We start from the raw sequence: 19,298 nt of genomic DNA, 5'->3' as shown, positions 1-19,298 counted from the left end.
AGGCCGAGGAGCGCGAGCGCGCCGGTCCCCCCCACCGGGCCCGCGTCCACCAGGCCCCCCCCCCCCCCGCCCCCCCGCGCCCCCCCCGCCCCCCCCCCCCGCCCCCCCGGGCGCGGCGGCGCGGGGCCCCGCCGCGAGCGACGACCGGCCGCCCCGCACCGCGCGGGCCGTGGGCGCCGACCGCCGTCGCCGGCGGCCCGGGCGCTCGCAGGCCGCCCGCGGCTGGGCCTACGCCGCCCCGACGGCGGCGTTCGTCCTCGTCCTGTTCGTGCTGCCCGTGCTCCTCGTGGGCCAGATGTCGGCGTCCGACTGGCCGCTCCTCGCGGGCAACCGCGGCGTCAACTTCCCCGACAACTTCCGCGACGCCGTCGAGAACCGGTTCTTCTGGGACTCCGTCGTCTTCACGGTGAAGTACACCGTCATCGCGACCGTGCTCCTCATCGCCCTGGGGCTCGGGTTCGCGCTCCTCGTGCAGGAGTCGAGCCGGTGGAAGAGCTTCCTGCGCACGTCGATCCTCGTGCCGAGCGCGCTGGGCCTCGCGTCCGCGTCGCTCCTCTTCTACGCGCTGTACTCGCCGCAGGTCGGGCCGATCTCCCCGCTCCTGGAGCGGCTGGGGATCGTGGACGAGCCGATCTCGTTCCTCGGGTCGCCCGACGGCGCGCTGTGGTCGACCGTGTTCCTCATCGTCTGGCGGTTCGCGGGCTTCTACATGCTCCTGCTCATGGTCGGGCTCCAGGGCATCCCGCACGAGGTGTACGAGGCCGCGCGCATGGACGGCGCGAGCCGCTGGCAGACGTTCGGGCGCGTGACGCTCCCGCTCCTGCGGCCGTCGCTCGCGCTGTGCACGATCCTGTGCGTCACGGGGTCGCTGCTCGCGTTCGACCAGTTCTACATCCTCACCAAGGGCGGGCCGGACAACAGCACCATCACGGTCGTCCAGCTGATCTACAACGTCGCCTTCCAGGGTCAGAACGACCTGGGCGTGGCCGCCGCGCTGTCGATCATCGTGCTCGCGGCCCTCGTCGTCATCAACATCGCGCAGGTCCGTGGCATGCGCGCCCCCGAGGAGAAGTGACATGGCCGTCACGGCACCCGCACCCGTCCCCTCGACGAGCCCCGCGCGCCCGGGCGCCGCGGCGCCGCGCGCCCGCATCGCCGGCGTCCTCACCCGGACGCCCTACTGGGTCCTCACGGGCGGGCTCGCGATCGTCTTCCTCTTCCCGCTCGTGTGGGCCGGCGTCGCGTCGTTCTCGCCGCAGCCCGGCAGCGCGCAGGTCGACGGCTGGGGGTTCGGCAACTACGTGACGCTCGCGCGCTACCAGGCGGGCATCGGCCAGTACCTGCTGAACTCGGTCGTCGTCTCGGGTCTCACCGTGCTCTTCACGCTCGTGGTCTCGCTGCTCGGCGGGTTCGCGTTCGCGCGGTTCCGGTTCCCGGGGCGCGACGTGCTGTTCCTCGTGACGCTCGCGATCCTCATGGTCCCGTACGCGACCCTGCTCATCCCGCTCTACGTGCTGCTCAACACGCTGCACCTGCAGAACTCGCTGCTCGGGCTCGCGCTCGTGCTGACCATGTTCCAGCTCCCGTTCGCGACGTTCATGATGCGCATCTCGTTCGAGTCGGTGCCGCGCGAGCTCGACGAGGCCGCGATGGTCGACGGCTGCTCGTCGTTCGGCGCCCTGCGCCGCGTGCTCGTGCCCGCGGTCAAGCCGGGGCTCATCACGGTCGGGCTGTTCGCGTTCCTCGCCGCGTGGAACGACTTCGTCGCGCCGCTCATCCTCATCACCGACTCGACGAAGGCGCCCCTGCCGCTCGCGGTCGCGAACATGCGCCAGCAGGTCATGGGGATCGTCGACTACGGCGCCACCCAGGCTGGCGTCGTCGTGCTCGCCGTCCCGTGCGTCGTGCTCTTCCTGCTCCTGCAGCGCCACTACGTGCGCGGCTTCATGTCCGGGGCGCTGAAGGGATGACGACCCACGCGCGCGAGCCCGCCCCGGCCCGACCCACCGACACCCCGACGCCCCGCGGCGTCCCCCACGAACGACAAGGCGACGCCGTCGCCCCCGGAGGTGCAGCCATGACCACGACCCCCACCGTGCCCCGGTCGACGGGGACCGGTGCCCGCCCGACGGACGGGGGCCGCCCCGTCGTCCCCGCGACGGGGAGGCTGCAGCCGCTCGGGCTCGCGCAGGTGCGCATCACGGGCGGGTTCTGGGCCGAGCGGCAGGAGGTCAACCGGACCGCGACCCTCGCGCACATCGAGCGGTGGCTCGAGGACGAGGGCTGGCTGGGCAACTTCGACGCCGTCGCGCGCGGCGACGTCTCGACGACCCGCCGGGGCCGCGAGTTCTCCGACTCCGAGGTCTACAAGCTCCTGGAGGCCATGGCGTGGGAGCTGGGCCGCCGCCCCGACGACGCGCTCGAGCGCCGGTTCGCCGCGATCGTGCGGCGCGTCGCCGCGGCGCAGGCCCCCGACGGGTACGTGTGCACGCGGTTCGGCAACCCCGGCCAGCCCGCGCGCTACTCGGACCTCGAGTGGGGCCACGAGCTCTACGTCCAGGGGCACCTCATGCAGGCGGCCGTCGCCCGCGTGCGCACCGGGCACCCGGACGACCTGCTCGTCGAGGTCGCACGGCGCTCCGCGGACCACGTGTGCGAGACGTTCGGGCCGGACGGCCGCCGGGGGGTGTGCGGCCACGCGGAGGTCGAGGTGGCGCTCGCGGAGCTCGGGCGCGCCCTCGACGAGCCGCGGTACGTGCGCCAGGCGGCGCTCTTCGTCGAGCGCCGCGGGCACGGCACCCTCGCGGACATCGAGTGGGGCCGCGCGTACTACCAGGACGACGTCCCGGTGCGGGAGGCGACCGTCTTCCGCGGGCACGCCGTGCGGGCCAACTACCTCGCCGCGGGCGCCGTCGACGTCGCCGTGGAGACCGGCGACGACGCGCTCGTGGCCGCCGTCGCGCGGCAGTGGGAGCGCACGCAGGCCACGCGCACGTACGTCACGGGCGGGCAGGGGTCGCACCACCAGGACGAGGCGTTCGGCGACGACTTCGTGCTGCCGCCCGACCGCGCGTACTCCGAGACGTGCGCGTCGATCGGGTCGGTCATGGTCGCCTGGCGCCTCCTGCTCGCGCAGGGCGACCCCCGGTACGCCGACGCCGTCGAGCGCGCGCTGTTCAACGTCGTCGCGACGTCGCCCGCGCGCGACGGCCGCGCCTTCTACTACGCCAACACGCTGCACCAGCGCGTCCCGGGGGAGCCCGCGGCGCCGGACCAGGTGAGCAAGCGTGCCGAGTCGTCGCTGCGCGCGCCGTGGTTCGAGGTGTCGTGCTGCCCGCCGAACGTCGCACGCACGTTCGCGAGCCTCGCCGGGTACGTCGCGACCGTCGACGACGGCGGCGTGCAGCTCCACCAGTACGCGCCGAGCGAGGTGCGCGCGACGCTGCCCTCGGGCGAGGCCGTCGCGCTCGAGGTCGAGACCGGCTATCCCGCGGACGGGCGCGTCCGCGTGCGCGTCACGGAGGCGCCCGAGCGCTGGGCGCTCACGCTGCGTGTCCCGGCGTGGTCGGGATCGGCGGTGCTCGTCGTCGACGACGGGCCGGCGCGCCGCGCGCCCGTGGGCACGGTCGCGGTCCCGGACCTGCGGCCGGGGAGCGTCGTCACGCTCGAGCTCGACGTCGCGCCGCGGTTCCTCGTGCCGGACGAGCGCGTGGACGCCGTGCGGGGGTGCGTCGCCGTGCAGCGCGGCCCCGAGGTCCTGTGCGTCGAGTCGGTCGACCTGCCGGACGGCCGCGACGTCGCCGACCTGCGGGTGGATCCCTCGGTGCCGCCGCGCGAGGAGGACGGGCGCGTCGTCGTGCGCGGGCTGCTCGTCGACCCGCCGAGCGCACCGTGGCCGTACGCACCCCTGCAGGACGGGGCCCCGGGCCGGGCGGCCGGCGGCGCGGACCCGGCCGGGCGGGCCGTGGACGTGCCCCTCGTCCCGTACCACGAGTGGGCCGAGCGCGGGCCGTCGACGATGCGCGTCTGGCTGCCGACCGTCTGACGCGGGTCAGGCGGGGAGCCGGTACAGCGCGCCGCCCGGCCCGTCCACCTGCTCGACGAGCCCGTCCTCGACGAGGCTCGCGACGCAGCGGTCGAGCTGGGCGGCGTCGTGCCACGCGTCGGCCACGACCGCGCGCGGCACGGGCCCGGGCGCGTCGCGCAGGACCGCCATGACGCGCCCGCGCGCCTGGCGGTCGGTGCCCGCCCAGGCCTGGGTGCGGCGGCGGTCGGCGTGCTCGTCGCCGGGCCGCCCGGCGCGCCGCCACGCGCACGCGTCGCGCACCGGGCACGCCCCGCACCGGGGACCGCGGGCGGTGCACACGAGCGCGCCCAGCTCCATCGACGCGGCGGCCCACAGCACCGCGTCCTCGTCCCCGGGCGGCGCCACCGCGGCGGCGGTCGCGCGCTCGGCCGCCGTGTACGACGGCGCAGGCAGCGCGACGCCCCCGACGGCGCGCGCGAGCACGCGGCGCACGTTCGTGTCGACGACGACGGCGCGGCGCCCGTGCGCGAACGCGGTCACCGCCGCGGCGGTGTACTCCCCGACGCCCGGCAGCGCGCGCAGCGCCGCCTCGCCGCGGGGCACCTCGCCGCCGTGCCGCTCGACGACAGCGCGCGCGCACTCCTGCAGGCGCAGCGCGCGGCGCGGGTAGCCGAGGCGCCCCCAGGCGCGCAGCACGTCAGCCGTCGGCGCCGCCGCGAGGTCCGCCGGCTCGGGCCACCGGTCCATCCAAGCGCGCCACACGGGCTCGACGCGCACGACCGGGGTCTGCTGGAGCATGACCTCGCTCACCAGGACGCCCCACGCCGTGCGGTCCGCGGCGCGCCACGGCAGGTCGCGCGCGGTCTCGGCGAACCAGCGCCCGACGGCGTCGCGCAGCCCGGCGTACGCGTCGGGCGTCGCGGGGTCCGGCGACGCGACGACCGGCGACGTGGCGTCGGGGGACGCGGCGGCGGACGTCGCGGCGGCGGACGACGGGCCAGCGGCCGTCCGGGCGGGGCGCACGGCGGTCATGGGCGACGGTCGTCCTCTCGGTGGGTGCGCGGCACCTCGGGGGAGCGGCGGGGGAGCGGGGGCACGGGCCATTCTGCCCCGACCTGGGCCGTCGTCGGCGCGGCACCGGCCGAGGCGGGCGCCCCCGCGGATACCGTGGGCGACGACCAGCACCACCACGACGGAGGACCCGTGAGCACGCCGCGGACCGACCGCGCCCCCCGGCCCAGCAGCAGCCCGCGCACCGGGCCCGGCCGCAGGCCCACCCGCGGGGCCCTGCTGCGGCGCCGTCTCGTCGCGCTCCTCCTGCTCGCCGCCCTCGTCGTCGGGCTCGTCCTGCTCGGGCAGGTCGTCGTGCGCGCCGTCGTGCCGCTCCTCGACCGCGACGCCGTCGCCCAGGAGGGGAAGTCGGCGCCGCCCACGCCCGACGCCCCCGGACCGCCCCAGGACTGCACGGCCGCGTCGCTCGAGCTGGCGCTCGCGGCCAGCGCCACGGAGTACGAGCCCGGCCGCGCCGTCCAGCTCGACGTGACCGTCCGGCAGTCGGGCGGCCGTCCGTGCCTCGTCGACGGCTCGGACGCCGGCCGCCAGGTGCTCGTCTACGCGGGCGACGAGCTCGTCTGGTCGTCCGCGCACTGCGGCTCGACGGAGCGCCTTCTGCTCATGAGCACCGGCGACGAGGACCCGTCGCGGCTCGTGCGCTGGGACCGGCACCGGTCCGTCGAGGGCTGCGCCCCCGACCAGCCGGAGGTCGGGCCCGGGACCTACACCGCCGTCCTGAGCATCGCGGGCGTCGAGGGGGCGACGAGCGAACCCGTGACGTTCACCCTGCTCCCGCCGCCCGAACCCACGCCCGACCCGGAGGCCACGACGCCGCCGGCCACGGACGGCGCGACCCCGGCGGACGGCGCGACCGCGCCGGAGGAGGCGACCGCGCCCACCGAGGGGTGATCTCGCCCGTCGGGCGTGACTTCGGCCGCCGAGGGTGGGCCGCGCGCCGGAGGTGACGCCGCCGCCCGTCGGGGTCGCCGCACCCGCTGGCGCCGCCGCACCCGCCGGGCGGGCGACACCGACGGTGCGCCGATCGTGGGCCGTTCACCCGCGCGGCGTCTGACCTCACGGCACGGTGTGAAAGCGATGACCACTGGCTTTCGGAGTTTCGCCTTCCATGTCGATCTGCCGAAGAGTGAGATTGCGTCGCACGATCCGAGAACACCGATCTACCAACAAAATCTGCCGATCATGGTCGAACGGCTCCCACGATCCGATCCTCGAAGTCGAGACCGAAAACCATTGCGGTCGAGCGATCCGGCTGGTTGACTGGCTCGCGACTGGCGACCTCACCGCGGAGGGCGCCGGGGCGCTCGCCCCGGCACGAGCGCTCCGCGGTGCGGCGCGAGCAGGACGACGAACGAGGTCATGCGTCCCGGGCAGGGCGGGCGGACGAGGCGGTCCGCCCGCGCGACGCGCGTCCGCGACGTCGTCCCGAGACGGTTCCGGTTCCCGATGGAGAGGACTTGGTGATGTCGGGGAGAGCGTTCAGAAGGGTCGTCGCCTCGGCGATGACAGGGGCGATGGCCGTGACCGGCGTCGCCCTGGTGGCACCGGCGGCGCAGGCCGACGTCGTGCCGGGCAACGAGAGCGACATCGGCGTCTACACGAGCGGCACGACCGACTCGATGGACATCGGTGACCCGGTCTACACGAACCTGGGTCCGGTCGCCGCGGCGCTCGAGCCCGGCGTGCCGTGGACCGCCGGGTCGATGCACGGGTCGATCTTCGACAAGGACCTCGCCGCGGGAGGCACGGACTACTACCTCGACCGCGTGCTCGGGGTGAGCGGCACGTCCGGCAACAACGTGCTGCAGACGCGCGGGCGCTCGCTGTACATGCGCGGCAACAGCAACTGGGGAGTCATGGGCTTCGCCGGGTCGGCGTTCGCGGGCGGCCCCAACAACCTCGGCAACCTCTACACCGTGACGGTGCCGGGGCAGACGGTCACCGAGGTCGGGGCCCAGCGCTTCAACGCGCCGAGCCACGCGAAGGCGCGCTACACCGTCGGGTCGACGGGCGTCGTCGCGGACCTCAAGAAGCTCATCACGTACGACAACGTGGCGCTGTCCGCCATCACGTTCAGCAACCCGGGCACGAGCGACGTGACGTTCACCGTCCGGGCGTCGTCGCCGCTCGCGACGACGTCCACGGAGTCCGCGGACGAGCTGACGGGCACGCGCACCCTGACGAGCGGCGCGAACAACGGGCTCGTCGACACGCCGTGGGCCGACGTGACGATCGGGCTCAAGGCACCCGGGTTCGAGCGCTCGGGCACCAACCTGGACCGTGAGGTCACCGTCCCCGCCGGGGGCTCGGTCGACCTCTCCGTCGTCGGTGTCCTCTCCAGCGACACGCTCCCGGAGTCCGTGAAGAGCTTCCACGAGTACGCCGAGCTCGCGCCCGCGGACGCGTTCCGCACGGGCGTGACGGCGTTCAACCGGCAGTGGGCGCAGGACATCCCCTACATCGACGTGCCGGACCCGGCGGTCGAGAAGGCGATCGTGTACCGCTGGTGGGGCGAGCGGTACAACAGCCTCGACGCGAACGAGCCGGGCTACGTCTACCAGTACCCGACGACGATCGAGGGCGTGAACCTCTACCAGAACGCGGTGGCGCTCACGCAGCCCATGCACCTGCAGGACACCAAGTGGATCCGCAACCCGTACCTCGGCTACGGGCAGATCCTCAACATCGGCGAGCTGTCCGGGGCGTCCGCGTTCCTCGACAGCCCGGGGCACACGAGCTGGAACAACCACTACTCGCAGTACCTCGGCACCGCGGGCCTCGAGGCGTACAACGTGCACGGCGGCGGTCCGGCGGTCGCCGAGCGCTTCGCGACGTACTTCGAGGGCGACGGCACGGGGCAGCTCGAGCACTACGACGGCAACGGTGACGGGCTCATCGCGTACGACACCAACTACATGCCCGGCAACGACGCCGACGCGATCAGCTTCGGGTACCCCAAGGTGAACGCGGGCGCTCCGGGTGCGCGCACGATCGAGCGGCCCGAGTCGGCCTACGTGTGGGGCGCGTTCGACGCGGCGCGCCAGCTCTACGCGATGGCCGGGGCGGACCCGGCGAAGGTCGCGGAGATGGGCGAGACCGCGGACGAGATCCGCGACGCGATCCTCGGCCGCCTGTGGAGCGAGGAGATGCGCATGTTCCTCGCCGGCACGTCGCACGGTGCGACGTCCGGCGGTGCCCAGAACCCGCTCAGCGCCGCCGAGCGCGACCTCATCCCGGCGAAGGAGTCGAACCTCTACGACATCTACGCCGAGAACCTCATCCCGTTCGAGGACGCCGACCAGTACGTCGACGGCTTCCGCTTCCTGCGGTACGGCGACAACTTCCCGATCTTCCCGTTCTACACGGCCAATCAGTACGACCGGGCCAAGTTCGGGATCGGCGGCTCGAACAACTTCTCCAACATCAACTTCACGGTCCAGTACCGCGGGGTGCGCTCCGCGCTGCGGCACTACGACCCCGACCACACGTACATCACCCCCGAGTACGCCGCGAAGCTGCTCGACTGGATGGCGTGGAGCATCTACCCGAACGGCAACGCGCTCGTGCCCAACCAGGCCGAGTACTACTCGAACTGGAACCCGAGCACGCGCACGTTCAACCGCAACAACCCCAACCACGTGATGCTCGGCAACATGAACTACATCTACGTCGAGGACATGGGCGGCATCCAGCCGCGGTCCGACGACAAGATCGAGCTCTGGCCGATCGACCTCGGGTACGAGCACTTCATGGTCAACAACCTGCGCTACCACGGCCACGACGTGACGATCGTGTGGGACGAGGACGGGTCGCACTACGGCCTCGGGGCGGGGTACAGCCTGTTCGTCGACGGGGAGCGCAAGGCCGCCGCCGACGCGCTCGGCCGGTTCGTCTACGACCCGGCGGCGAACGAGGTCGTCGAGTCCGACGAGGGCCTCGCGGTCGAGGTCGTCGCGGACGAGGGCGCCGACGTGCCCACGGCCGTGGACACCCCGATCGAGGACGAGCGCGTCGTCGCGTACCTCAAGACGGCGGGCATCGACCTCACCGAGGACGCGGGCAACCTCGCGCGCGGCGCCGAGCTGTCGTCGTCGGCCACCCAGCAGGGCGCGCGCCCGACGCCGTGGCGCCAGTTCCACACCCCGGGCTGGAGCACGGGCTCGATGAACTACACGCCGGGCGCGATCAAGGAGACCGAGCGGCCGGTGTCGCTCGCCGCGGTCACCGACGGCAGCACGGCCAACGAGCCCTACTGGGGCAACTACGGCACCGAGGGCGACACGGGCTACGTCGAGCTCGACCTCGGCGAGCCCACGACGTTCGACAACGTCAAGGTCTGGTTCGTCAGCGACCGGCAGGCCGGCGGGTACCGCGAGCCGCTGCGGTACTCGATCCAGGTGCCCGACGGCGCGGGCGGCTGGACGTCGGTCCCCGACACCTTCAAGGCGCCGAAGATCCCGGGCCCGAAGTTCAACGAGGCGCTCTTCGAGGCCGTGACGACGGACAAGGTCCGCGTCGCGTTCACGAACACGCCGTCGTTCTGGACGGCGATCTCGGAGATCCAGGTGTTCGACTCGGGCCGCGACGTGCCCGAGGTCGTCAACGACGCCCCGACGGTCGGCGTGACCGTCGACCGGTCGAAGGACGGCAACCTGTCCACGACGCTCGTCGGCACCGTGACCGACGACGGCATCCCCGAGGACGGCACGATCGAGTACGGGTGGTCGACGGTCTCGGCACCCGACGGCGCGGGCGTCATCTTCGGCGACGCCGGCTCCCTCACCACGACGGTGACGGGCACGGTCGCGGGCGAGTACGTCTTCCGCCTCACGGCGTCGGACGGCGAGCTGACGACCGAGCGCGACGTCGAGGTCGAGCTCACCGAGAAGGCGACGTCCGCCGAGTTCGGTGCGCTCGCGACGATCACGACGAGCGGGTCGGCGTCGTGGGAGAACCCGCTGCGCGTCAACGAGTCGTCGACCCCGGGGAGCTCGAACCCCGGGACGGGTCAGGGCTGGGGCACGTGGGGTCAGCCGGCCAACGGGACGAGCCCGCAGACCGCGGCGTGGATCCGGTACGCGTGGCAGTCGCCGGTGCTCGTCGCGTCGACCGACATCTACTGGTACGACGACAACGGCGGGACGCGCATGCCGCGCGCGGACACGTACACCGTCGAGTACTCGCAGGACGGCACGAGCTGGACGCCCGTCACCCTCACCGGCGGCTCCACGTACGCGGGCGCGCTCCAGCGCAACGCGTACAACCACCTCGAGTTCGAGCCCGTCGAGGCGAGCTACCTGCGCGTGCGCATCACCGGCGTGCAGGGCAGCGGTGCCGGGACCGGCATCCTGCGCTGGCGCGTCAACGGCGACACCGTGGACTCCGTCGCGAGCCCGGTGATCCTGCGCACGGTGACGGGCGAGGTGCCCGAGCTGCCGGCGTCGCTCGACGTCGTCTACTCCAGCGGGCGCCGGGGCGCGGTCGACTTCACGTGGCAGCCGATCACGCCGGCCATGGTGGCGGAGACCAACGTCGAGCCGTTCACGGTCTACGGCACGAACACGACGTACGGCCTCATCGCCGAGGCGCAGGTCTACGTGCGGCCGGAGAGCTCCCAGGGCGGCATCTCGATCCAGGGCGCCGAGCAGTTCGAGCAGAGCGTCGACGTCGGCGAGCAGCCCTGGCTGCCCACGAAGGTCCTCGTCTCCTACAACGACGGCTCGCGCGACAACCAGGCGATCGGCGTCGAGTGGGACTACGACGAGTCGGTCGTGGAGACGCCGGGCGTGTACGTGATCCGGGGTGACCTCGTCCTGCCGGACTACGTGAGCACGGCGGGCACGACGTCCACGACGCTCACCCTCACCGTGGGCGACGGCGTCCCGGTGGGCCCGGCGGTGAGCGTCACGGCCGAGACCCGCTGCCTCGCGGGCAAGGTCTACGTCGCGGTCCGTGCGCAGAACGACGACGAGGTGCCGCTCACGGTCCGGCTCGACACGCCGTTCGGCGCGAAGACCGTCAACGGCGTCGAGCCCGGCGCGAACGCCTACCAGTCGTTCGCGTCGCGCGTGGCGTCGGTCGAGGCCGGTGAGGTCACGGTGGTGGCCACCGACGCCGAGGGGAGGTCGACGACCGTCTCCGAGCAGTACGACGCGCGCACCTGCGGCTGAGCAGCCAGGTACCGCTGCCCCGAGCACGGGGCTCCGCGGTCGCGAGCACGGGGTTGATGTCGTTATCGACGGGATGACGACATCGACCCCGTGTTCGGCGGGTGGGCCGTATGGCAGCCGGGATCGCGTCAGCGGCGGGCGAGGGCCCAGCGGAAGGCGTTGTGCAGGAGGTAGGAGCCGTCGGGCCGACGGAACGGACGGGCGGCCGCGAGGACGTCGGGGCGCAGCTCGGCGCGCAGCTCGTCGGACTCGCCGAACATGATCGCGGCGACGAGCTCGTCGGCGTCGGCGAGCACCATGGGCGCCGGGGCGAGCTGCTCGGTCTCCACGGTGAAGCCGTGCTCGGCCAGGAGCGTCCCGAGGTGCCCCTCCTCGCGCGTCTCGTCGCTCGGCTCGTGGTCCTCGCCCGCGACGACGCGCTCGAGCACCGTGAGCTCGTTGAGGTCGTCCTCGGCCCACGTCGCGACGGCCACGGCGGCGCCGACACGGCGGCACTCGACGAGCGTCTGCGCGACGTCGGTGAACGCGAGCGCGTTGACGAGCGCCACGAGGTCGAAGGAGTCGTCGGGCCACGGGAGGCGCTCGGCGTGCGCGACGCGCAGGTCCGCGTCCGGGCTGCGGCGCCGGGCGACGTCGATCATGCCCTCGGCCGCGTCGCACCCGGCGGCCACGGCCCCGCGCTCGACGGCCATGGCCACGAGCTCGCCCGTGCCGCACCCGACGTCGAGCACGCGCGTGCCGGACCCGACGCGTGCCGCGTCGAGGATGGCGCGCTGAGCCGGGGCGGCGGCAGGCGCCCACCAGCGCGCCCAGGCGTCGGCCAGGGCCGACCACTCGTCGACGTGGTCCACGGTCCCCCTCCGTGCGGTCTCGTCGTGCGGACGGTCCGGCAGGTCAGACGTAGCGCTCGAGGATGCTCGACTCGGCGAGGCGCGACAGGCCCTCGCGGACGGCGCGGGCGCGCTGCTCGCCGACGCCGTCGACCGTCATGAGGTCGTCGATGCTCGCGGCGAGGAGCTTCTGGAGCCCGCCGAAGTGCGCCACGAGCCGGTCGATGATCGTCGCCGGCAGGCGCGGCACCTTCGACAGGAGCCGGTAGCCGTGCGGCGCGACGGCCGCGTCGAGCGCGTCGCCGCCCCCGGGGAGGTCGAGCACGCGGCCGATCTGGCCGAGGTCGAGGAGCTGCGTCGAGTCCAGGCCCCCGAGGGCCTTCTGGACGTCCGCGAGCGAGCGGTCCTTGCGACCGAGGTCCACGTAGTCGCGGATGACGAACTCGCGGTCGGAGCCGATGCCGCCGATGAGCTCGTCGAGCTGGAGCGCGAGGAGGCGCCCGTCCGTGCCGAGCTCGATGACGTACCCCGCGATCTCCTCGGAGATGCGGGCCACCATCTCGAGCCGCTGCACCACCGCGCACACGTCGCGCACCGTGACGAGGTCCTCGATCTCGAGCGCGGAGAGCGTCCCGGACACCTCGTCGAGGCGCGCGCGGTAGCGCTCGAGCGTCGCGAGCGCCTGGTTGGCGCGCGACAGGATCGTGTCGGAGTCCTCCAGGACGTGCCGCTGCCCGCCGACGTAGAGCGCGACGATCCGCATCGACTGGCTCACGGAGATGACGGGGAACCCGCTCTGCTTGGCCACGCGCTCCGCGGTGCGGTGCCGCGTGCCGGACTCGGTCGTCTCGATCGTCGGGTCCGGCAGGAGCTGGACGGCGGCGCGCAGGATCCGGTTGGCGTCGCGGTCCAGCACGACGGCGCCGTCCATCTTCGACAGCTCGCGCAGGCGCGTCGCCGAGAAGCCGACGTCGAGCTGGAACCCGCCCGAGCACATCTCCTCGACGACCTTGTCCAGCCCGAGCACGATGAGGGCGCCCGTCCGGCCGCGCAGGATCCGTTCGAGGCCGTCGCGGAGCTCGGTCCCGGGTGCCACGGCGGCAAGGGTCTCCCGGAGCATCTCGTCGGGGTGCGCGGGGGAGTTGGCCACGGAGGAATCCTACGCTGCGCGGTCGTCCCAGCCGCGGGAACCCGCGGGTATGCGTCACAAACAGGTCACGATCCGGTCACGACGTCGTCTGCGCGCTTCCCGTCCCACCCGGTGGGCGGAGCACCCGGGCCGCGGCTCGCCGCCCGCGGGTGTGCGCGGGCGGTCAGGTGCGGGCGAGCTCGACGGCCTCGCCCAGGTGCCGCGCCGGCAGGATCGTCATGCCCTCGACGGGGCGGGGGAACGACCCGCGCGGCACGACGGCGCGCGTGAAGCCGAGCCGCGCGGCCTCCGCCAGCCTGCGGTCCAGGCCGGTGACGGGCCGGATGTCCCCCGCGAGCCCGACCTCGCCGAACGCGACCGTGCCCTGCGGCAGGGCCTCGTCCTCGCGGGCGGAGAGCACGGCGAGCGCGATCGAGAGGTCGGCGGCGGGCTCGGTCACCTTGGCCCCGCCGACCGTCGACGCGTACACGTCCTGGTCGACGAGCCGGACGCCCGCGTGCCGGTGCATGACGGCGAGGATCATCGCGAGGCGGCTGGAGTCCACGCCGCTCGTGGTGCGGCGCGGGTTCGTCAGCGAGCTCGGCACGACGAGCGACTGGATCTCCAGGGCGAGCGGCCGCCGGCCCTCGAGCGTGACGGTCACGCACGTGCCGGGCACGCCGGCACCCGTGTGCGAGAGGAACAGGCCGCTCGGGTCGGCGAGCCCGACGATGCCGTTCTCGGTGAGGTCGAAGCAGCCGACCTCGTCCGTGGGCCCGTAGCGGTTCTTCACGGCGCGCACGAGCCGCAGGCGCGAGTGGCGGTCGCCCTCGAACTGGCACACGACGTCGACGAGGTGCTCGAGCGTGCGCGGCCCGGCGACCGAGCCGTCCTTGGTCACGTGGCCCACGAGGATCACCGGGAGGTCACGCGCCTTCGCCGCGGCGATGAGCGACGCCGCGACCTCGCGCACCTGGCTCACGCCGCCGGGCGCGCCCTCGACGAGCGCGGACGCGATCGTCTGCACCGAGTCCACGACGAGCAGGTCGGGCTCCGTCGCCTCGATGTGGCCGAGAACCGTGGCGAGGTCCGTCTCCGCGGCGAGGAGCAGTCCGGGCGCGAGCGCCCCGACGCGCTCCGCCCGGAGCCGGACCTGCCCGGCCGACTCCTCGCCCGTGACGTACAGGACGCGGCGCGGGGACGGCGTCGGGCGGACGGCCCCGGCAGGCGCGCGCTCGCCGGCGGGCCGCACCGTCGGCAGGTCCGAGCCGCCCGCGGCGACGTTGCTCGCGACCGCGAGCAGGAGCGTCGACTTGCCGACGCCGGGCTCCCCGGCGAGGAGCACGACGGCGCCCGGGACGATGCCGCCACCGAGGACACGGTCGAACTCGGAGACGCCGGTCGGGGTGGCGCGGGCCGCCTCGACGCTGATCTCGCCGATGGGGCGCGCGGGGGAGCGGCTCGGCGTCACGGCCGTCGTGCGCGGCCCGGAAGCGGCCGGCGCGTCCTCCGTCACCGTGCCCCACTCCTGGCACTCGCCGCAGCGGCCCACCCACTTGGCGGTGGTCCACCCGCACTCGCTGCAGCGGTAGGCGGGGCGGGCGCGCTTGCCGGCCGCGGAGCGGGCCTGGGCGGTCGAGGAGGTCACGCGCCCAACCTAGCCACGACCCCCGACACCGCCCGCGCCCGCCGCGCCCGCCGCGCCGGGCGCACGGCCGCGCGGGATGCTGGAGCCATGCGCCGGCTCCCGCACGACAGCCCGTGGTGGACGCTCATCCTCACGGTCGCGTCGACGACGGCGTGCCTCACCGTGTACTACGGCGTCCCGCTCCCGCGCGACGCGGCCCCGGAGGTCGTGCAGGTCGTCGTCTTCGCAGCGGGGCTCGGCCTGCTGTGCGCGCTGCTCGTGGTCCAGGTGCGTCGCCAGCTGCGCGCATGGGCGACGCCGAGCGTGCGCGTGCAGTCCGTGATGGGCCTGCTCCTGCCGGTCGTCACGTTCTTCGCGCTCGCCTACTACCTCATGGCCGACCAGTTCGTCGGGATCGAGAACCGGACGGACGCGCTGTACTTCGCGGTCGTGACGCTCGGGACCGTCGGGTTCGGCGACGTCCACCCGACGGGCGAGGCGGCGAAGATCGTCACGATGGTGCAGATCGCGCTCGACCTCGTCGTCGTCGGCGTGCTCGTCTCCATCGCGACGTCGCGCGCGCAGGCTCGCGTCGGGCGGCGCGAGGGGTCGCCGCATCCCGAAAAGTAGCGGCTCGACGTTTCCGCGGCGCGCGCGGGCCCGGCGCCCCGTCACGGCCGACGCGGCGCGCCGTCCTGCGGTTCTCCGGCGAGTCACCGAGCCGTCTGCGGCCGCGGGCGCCGAAACCTCCGCCAGCCTCACCGAAAACCATTGCGATCATGTTTCCGGATATGGCATGGTCGGCAGCGGACGACCGGCTCGACGACGAGAGGTGCACGCCCGTGACGACGCGAGCGCGACCACCGCCCCCCGACGTACCCGCGGTGCCGCCACGACGGCGGTGACGCGACGGCGGTGACGCGTCCGACCCCCGCCCGGCGGGGGCGTCGCCGCCGTCCCCGACCGCACCGCACGCGGTCGGACGCCCGCCGGCACGGGCCCCACGACCGTGCGCCCCGGGAGCCGAGGGAACTCCCGGGGCGCACGACCTCCCCGCACGACCCGCCGGCCCGCGCCGTGCGCGGCCCCGACCGTCAGGAGACCAGGCCATGACCGACAGACCCACCACCCGGCCGTCGCGCGGGCGCAGCCGCGCCCGGGCGGTCGCTTCCGCGCTGTGCGCGGCGCTCGCGCTCACCGGGCTCGCGGCGACCGCCGCGCCGGCGGCCGCGGCCGACCCGTACACGTTCACGAGCACGCAGAACCCGATCCTCGGCGACGGCAGCTACTACTCGGCCGACCCGGCGCCGCTCGTCGTCCCGGCGGGCGCTCCCGGCAACGACACCGCGACCGACCAGCTGTACGTCTACACCGGGCACGACGAGGCCGGCCCGACGCGCAACGACTTCGTCATGAACGAGTGGGGCGCGTTCGTGACGAGCGACGTCGACGCGGGCGAGTGGACCCACCACCCGTCGCTCATGCGGCCCGAGCAGGTCTTCGACTGGGCCACGCCGGGCCGTGCGTACGCGGGCCAGGTCGTCCGGGGCGTGGACGGCCGCTACTACTGGTACGTGCCGGTCAACGAGGCGGACAGCCCTGCGAGCGACGCGTTCGGCATCGGCGTCGCGGTCTCGGACACCCCGACCGGTCCGTGGACCGACCACGTGGGCGGACCGATCATCTCCCAGCGCGTGCCGACGCCGAACACGATCCACAACATCGACCCGACGGTGCTCGTCGACGGCGAGGGCGACGACGCCCGCGTCTACGTCTGGTGGGGCAGCTTCTCGAACCTGCGCATGCTCGAGCTCGCGCAGGACATGAAGACCCCGGTCGGGCAGGTCCGCACGGTCACCGGTCTCACCGGCTTCTTCGAGGCGGCGTGGGCGTTCGAGCGCGACGGGACCTACTACCTGGCGTACGCCGGCAACAACGCCGGGCCGACGTCGTCGTGCACGCCCGCGAACTACCACGCGTGCATCGCGTACGGCACGGCGACGTCGCCGCAGGGCCCGTGGACGTACCGGGGGACGATCCTCGCGCCGGTGTCGTCGACGACGAGCCACCCCGGCATCGTCGAGCTCGACGGCGAGTGGTGGATCGCGTACCACACGGCCGACGCCGAGGGCGGCAACCACTTCCGCCGCTCGGTCGCGATCGACCGCGTCGAGTGGGACGACACCCAGTCGCCCCCGCGCATGAAGCAGGTCGTCACGACGCCGCCGAAGGTCAAGGACACGACCCCGCGGGCGAACGTCGCGCAGGAGGCGACGGTCACGGTGTCGAACGAGCCCGTGCCCACGCAGTACTGGAAGAAGGCGCTCAACGACGAGATCGTGCGGCCCAACCCGCTGCCCCCGGACATGTGGGGCACGTGGACGGGGAGCAACCCGCCGCAGCAGTGGGTCCAGTACACGTGGGACCAGCCGATGCGTCTCGCGGGCTCGCAGATCGAGTTCTGGAACGACCAGCCGCAGGGCACGGGGGTCGGCGTCGCGGCGCCCGCCTCGTGGCGCATCCAGTACTGGGACGCGTCCGGCGGCGGCACGTGGGTCGACGTGTCGAACCCCAGCGGGTACGGCACCGGCACGAGCGGCTTCCAGACGACGACGTTCGACCCGGTCACGACGACGCAGCTGCGCGCGGTCCTCGACGCCTCGACGAACGGCAGCACGTACTCGGCCGTCGCGGTCGAGGAGTGGAAGGTCCTCGCGGAGCAGCCCGCCGCCGTCGACCCGCCCGGCGTCACGGTCGAGGTCGGCGAGACCGACCTGCCGGGCACCGTCCCGGTGACGTTCCCGGGCGGCGAGACCCTCCAGGTCCCCGCGTTCTGGGACGAGGTCAGGGCCGACGACGTCGCCGCGCCGGGCACGTTCGCGGTCGAGGGCTCGGTGCTCGGCTACGCGGGCGGGCGCGTGAGCGTCGACGTCACGGTGATCCCGGCGGGGGCGGCCGAGGGCGACGGGACCGCGCCGACCCTCACGCTCACGCCGCTGGGCAGCGCGGGCAGCGCCGGCTGGTTCCGCTCGGACGTGCGCGTGCGGGTCGACGCCGTCGACGACTCGGGCGGCCGCGTGGTCCTCGCCACCACGGTGGACGACGGCGCCCCGGTCACCACCGAGCCGACGCGCACGACCGAGGTCGCGGTGGCCGGCGACGGCGAGCACCGGGTGCTCGCGACGGCGACCGACCGCGCGGGCAACGTCTCCGCGGAGTCGGCGCTCGACGTCCGGATCGACCGCGTCGCCCCCGTGAGCAGCGGGACGCTCGACGAGGCGGCCCGGACGGTGACGGTCACCGCGACGGACGCGACGTCCGGCGTCGCGCGCGTCGAGTACGCGATCGGCACGGGCGCGTGGCAGGCGTACGAGGGGCCGGTCGCGGCACCCGACACGAACCAGCACCGCGTGTCGTTCCGGGCCGTCGACGTGGCGGGGAACGCCGAGACGCCGCGGTCCGTGACGATCCCCGCCGACATCTCCGGCCCGCTCACGGGCAACGTCGCGCCGATCGCCACCGCGAGCGCGTCGTACACCGCCGGCTGGAACAGCGTGGGCGCGCTCAACGACGGCGCGGACCCGGCCGACCCGAGCCAGGCCCAGATCTGGGGCACGTGGTCCGGCAACCGGCCCGCCACCCAGTGGGTGCGGTACGACTGGTCCCGCCCGGTCCGCCTCACGGGAGCCGAGCTGAAGTTCTGGCGGGACTCGAACCCGGGCAGCGGCGACGGCGTCGTGCGCCCGGACTCCTGGCTGCTCGAGTACTGGGACGACGCGGCGCAGGCGTGGGAGCCCGTGGCGGACCCGTCCGGCTACGGGACCAGCACGACCGCGTTCAACACCGTGACGTTCGAGCCCGTCACGACGTCGCGCCTGCGCGCGACGTTCACGGCGAACGGCAACGGCACCACGTACTCCGCCGTGGCGGTCACGGAGTGGCGCGTCTTCGCCGACGACCCGGGCACCGGCGGGCCGGGGCTCCCCGTCACGGCCACTGCGCAGGCGCGCTGCCTCGCGGGGAAGGCGTACGTCGCCGTGGTCGCCGCCAACGGCCACGACGCACCCGTCGACGTGGTGCTCGACACGCCGTGGGGCACGCGCGAGGTCGCGGGCGTGGCGCCGGGGAAGAACGCCTACCAGTCGTTCGCGGTCCGGGCCGCGGACGTCGCGGCGGGCACCGTCACCGTCCGCGCGACGGGCACGGCCGACGGGGCGGAGGTGACGACGCAGGTCTCGGCGGAGCACGGCGCGGTCGCCTGCGGGTGACCGGTCCGCCGGGCACCGGGACGCAGGGCGGGTGAAGCCGCACGGCGCGTGCCCGACACCCCGCGCCGGCGCGGGGTGTCGGGCACGCGCGCCGGGGGAAGGTTGGCGCGCGGCCAGGGGGTTTTTTACAGAACTCGGCCCACGCGCCCGGGGCGAGGAGGGGTTTGGGGGGGTGT

11 protein-coding genes are annotated in these 19,298 nt (G+C 74.1%); 7 read left to right on the top strand and 4 right to left on the bottom strand.

From position 1 onward, the window contains the following. Window positions 1-169: 169 nt before the first annotated feature. The 3 genes from GYH36_RS16545 (at window position 170) to GYH36_RS16535 (ending at window position 4,045) form a co-directional block, all read left to right on the top strand. Window positions 170-1,075: a carbohydrate ABC transporter permease gene (locus GYH36_RS16545; protein WP_162290412.1), complete on the top strand. Its 906-nt coding sequence runs from the start codon at window positions 170-172 to the stop codon at window positions 1,073-1,075. A 1-nt stretch (window position 1,076) separates the two neighbouring features. Further along, a complete protein-coding gene (locus tag GYH36_RS16540; protein WP_081772128.1) occupies window positions 1,077-1,970 on the top strand; it encodes a carbohydrate ABC transporter permease in 894 nt (297 codons plus the stop codon). Between the two features lie 107 nt (window positions 1,971-2,077). After that, the gene (locus GYH36_RS16535) at window positions 2,078-4,045 is read left to right on the top strand and encodes a glycoside hydrolase family 127 protein (RefSeq protein ID WP_162290411.1); all 1,968 of its coding nucleotides are present in this window, start codon (window positions 2,078-2,080) and stop codon (window positions 4,043-4,045) included. 6 nt (window positions 4,046-4,051) lie between these two features. Here the strand turns inward: GYH36_RS16535 and GYH36_RS16530 are convergent, their stop codons facing one another. Continuing rightward, window positions 4,052-5,059, bottom strand: a complete 1,008-nt coding sequence (locus GYH36_RS16530; protein ID WP_162290410.1) for an HhH-GPD family protein — start codon at window positions 5,057-5,059, stop codon at window positions 4,052-4,054. A 171-nt stretch (window positions 5,060-5,230) separates the two neighbouring features. On the opposite strand from GYH36_RS16530, the gene GYH36_RS16525 reads away from it, so the two are divergent. Both GYH36_RS16525 and GYH36_RS16520 read left to right on the top strand, forming a co-directional pair. After that, the gene (locus tag GYH36_RS16525) at window positions 5,231-5,989 is read left to right on the top strand and encodes a hypothetical protein (protein WP_155098066.1); all 759 of its coding nucleotides are present in this window, start codon (window positions 5,231-5,233) and stop codon (window positions 5,987-5,989) included. Between the two features lie 623 nt (window positions 5,990-6,612). Next, window positions 6,613-11,268, top strand: coding sequence for a galactose-binding domain-containing protein (locus GYH36_RS16520; RefSeq protein WP_246209480.1), 4,656 nt, complete (start codon window positions 6,613-6,615; stop codon window positions 11,266-11,268). Window positions 11,269-11,396: 128 nt separating this feature from the next. Here the strand turns inward: GYH36_RS16520 and GYH36_RS16515 are convergent, their stop codons facing one another. The 3 genes from GYH36_RS16515 to GYH36_RS16505 form a co-directional block, all read right to left on the bottom strand. Continuing rightward, window positions 11,397-12,119 carry a class I SAM-dependent methyltransferase gene (locus GYH36_RS16515; protein WP_024838826.1) on the bottom strand — a complete coding sequence of 241 codons (723 nt, stop codon included), beginning with the start codon at window positions 12,117-12,119 and terminating at the stop codon, window positions 11,397-11,399. Window positions 12,120-12,162: 43 nt separating this feature from the next. Continuing rightward, window positions 12,163-13,248, bottom strand: coding sequence for a DNA integrity scanning diadenylate cyclase DisA (disA, locus tag GYH36_RS16510; RefSeq protein ID WP_024838825.1), 1,086 nt, complete (start codon window positions 13,246-13,248; stop codon window positions 12,163-12,165). A gap of 163 nt (window positions 13,249-13,411) precedes the next feature. Continuing rightward, complete coding sequence (locus GYH36_RS16505; protein ID WP_034603098.1) at window positions 13,412-14,875, bottom strand: DNA repair protein RadA; 1,464 nt, start codon at window positions 14,873-14,875, stop codon at window positions 13,412-13,414. 87 nt (window positions 14,876-14,962) lie between these two features. Between GYH36_RS16505 and GYH36_RS19375 the strand changes: the two genes are divergently transcribed. Together GYH36_RS19375 and GYH36_RS16495 are read left to right on the top strand one after the other, a co-directional pair. Beyond that, complete coding sequence (locus GYH36_RS19375) at window positions 14,963-15,484, top strand: potassium channel family protein (RefSeq protein WP_203231966.1); 522 nt, start codon at window positions 14,963-14,965, stop codon at window positions 15,482-15,484. Window positions 15,485-15,963: 479 nt separating this feature from the next. Beyond that, entirely contained in the window at window positions 15,964-19,122 is a 3,159-nt protein-coding gene (locus GYH36_RS16495; protein ID WP_162290409.1) for a family 43 glycosylhydrolase, read from the top strand. Window positions 19,123-19,298: the final 176 nt, after the last annotated feature.

The sequence above is a fragment of the Cellulosimicrobium composti genome (assembly GCF_010287905.1).
Taxonomy (GTDB): Bacteria; Actinomycetota; Actinomycetes; order Actinomycetales; family Cellulomonadaceae; genus Cellulosimicrobium; species Cellulosimicrobium composti.
Note: the sequence above shows the minus strand (reverse complement) of the source record. Positions and strands in the feature narration are given on the sequence as shown.

Bases quoted from the DNA above. Each gene is read 5' to 3' on its own strand.
- GYH36_RS16530 (WP_162290410.1), bottom strand. From the start codon at position 5,059: ATGACCGCCGTGCGCCCCGCCCGGACGGCCGCTGGCCCGTCGTCCGCC.
- GYH36_RS16495 (WP_162290409.1), top strand. From the start codon at position 15,964: ATGACCGACAGACCCACCACCCGGCCGTCGCGCGGGCGCAGCCGCGCC.
- GYH36_RS19375 (WP_203231966.1), top strand. From the start codon at position 14,963: ATGCGCCGGCTCCCGCACGACAGCCCGTGGTGGACGCTCATCCTCACG.
- GYH36_RS16540 (WP_081772128.1), top strand. From the start codon at position 1,077: ATGGCCGTCACGGCACCCGCACCCGTCCCCTCGACGAGCCCCGCGCGC.
- GYH36_RS16535 (WP_162290411.1), top strand. From the start codon at position 2,078: ATGACCACGACCCCCACCGTGCCCCGGTCGACGGGGACCGGTGCCCGC.
- GYH36_RS16520 (WP_246209480.1), top strand. From the start codon at position 6,613: ATGGCCGTGACCGGCGTCGCCCTGGTGGCACCGGCGGCGCAGGCCGAC.